At 45.1% G+C, this 1,637-nt stretch carries 2 protein-coding genes; one reads left to right on the forward strand and one right to left on the reverse strand.

From position 1 onward, the window contains the following. A partial coding sequence (locus BCT81_RS03110) for a methyltransferase (RefSeq protein WP_133152510.1) occupies positions 1 to 616 on the forward strand: 616 nt, incomplete at its 5' end. A 164-nt stretch (positions 617 to 780) separates the two neighbouring features. Here the strand turns inward: BCT81_RS03110 and BCT81_RS03115 are convergent. Continuing rightward, a partial coding sequence (locus BCT81_RS03115) for an alanine dehydrogenase (RefSeq protein WP_102423207.1) occupies positions 781 to 1,637 on the reverse strand: 857 nt, incomplete at its 5' end.

Raw genomic sequence — 1,637 nt, forward strand, 5'->3', positions numbered from 1 at the left:
ACTACATGCTTGTGGTGACCTTCATGTCGAGTTAGTTAAAAAGTCTGTGTCGCATGGGCTCCCTGCGGTGACTATATCTCCTTGTTGTTATCATTTGATTAGAGATGAAAGCTACCAAGCAATGAGTTCTGTCGCTAAGACCTCAGCTTTGACACTAAGCAAAAGCGATTTACGAATCCCACTGCAAGAAACCGTCACCGGTGGTGAGAGGGTTAAGCGTCATCGTCAATTGGAGATGAGTTATCGCCTAGGCTTCAGCCAGTTACTTAAGGCTGAAATGGGAATTGATGAATACATTCCTGTTCCGAGTATCAAAAAATCAGAGCTAGCTGAAGGGTTTGAATCGTTCTGCCGTTGGGCCTGTGAAGTGAAGGAGTTGTCGCTTGGTTCTAATATCGATTTTGACTCTTATCTAGTGCAAGGCGAAGCGCTTTTCTGGGAGATGGAAAAGTTAAGTCTGGTTCAGCAGGTTTTCAGACGCCCATTAGAGATATGGCTCGCATTAGACCGAGCTATTTACTTACAAGAGCAAGGCTATGAAGCAACCATAGAAGAGTTTTGTGAGCGCAGTGTTACGCCTAGAAACCTGTTGATACATGGTGTTAAGAACGACTGATAGACGATGCGTCTAATAGAAAGCATGCTCCTCACAGCTTTCGAACGTTAGTGTTACAGAGACAAAAAAGCCAGTTCGACATAATCGGACTGGCTTTTTTCATGCGTATGATTCAACTGAGCGCCTCAACGAGAAAATTTGACGCTCAGTGAGTCATGACATCATTAGTTGAACATCGCGATAGCTTCAGCTGGATCTACGTATTCTAGGTCAAAGCTCTCTGCAACTTCTTTACAAGTCACTTTACCGTGGATTACGTTTAGACCTTCTAGGAAGCCTTTGTCTGATAGAAGTGCTTCGCGGTAACCTTTGTTCGCTAGCTTAACAATGTAAGGAAGTGTTGCATTGTTTAGTGCGTAAGTTGAAGTGCGAGCAACAGCGCCAGGCATGTTTGCAACACAGTAGTGAACTACGTCATCAACAATGTAAGTTGGTTCTGCGTGAGTTGTCGCGTGAGACGTTTCGAAACAACCACCTTGGTCGATTGCAACGTCAACAACTGCTGAACCTGGTTTCATCTTAGCGATGTGCTCTTTTGTAACCAGTTTAGGCGCTGCTGCACCTGGGATCAGTACTGCACCAATCACTAGGTCTGCTTCTAGAACATGCTTCTCGATAGCGTCTTCAGTAGAATAAACTACTTTTGCGCGACCTTGGAACTCTTCGTCAAGGCGACGAAGTGTGTCTACGTTACGGTCAAGAATCGTTACATCAGCGCGAAGGCCAACAGCCATACGTGCTGCGTTAGCACCTACAACACCGCCGCCGACAACAACAACTTTCGCTGGTTCAACACCTGGAACGCCACCTAGAAGAAGACCACAACCACCGTTAGATTTCTCTAAAGTTTGTGCACCTGCTTGAATAGACATGCGACCAGCTACTTCAGACATTGGTGCTAATAGTGGCAAGCGACCCATATTATCTGTTACAGTCTCATAGGCTACGCAGACAGCTTTGCTCTTGATAAGCTCTTCAGTTTGTGGAAAATCTGGTGCAAGGTGTAAATAAGTAAATAATA

Origin of the sequence: Vibrio sp. 10N.261.52.A1 (genome assembly GCF_002876325.1) — a bacterium.
Taxonomy (GTDB): Bacteria; Pseudomonadota; Gammaproteobacteria; order Enterobacterales; family Vibrionaceae; genus Vibrio; species Vibrio chagasii.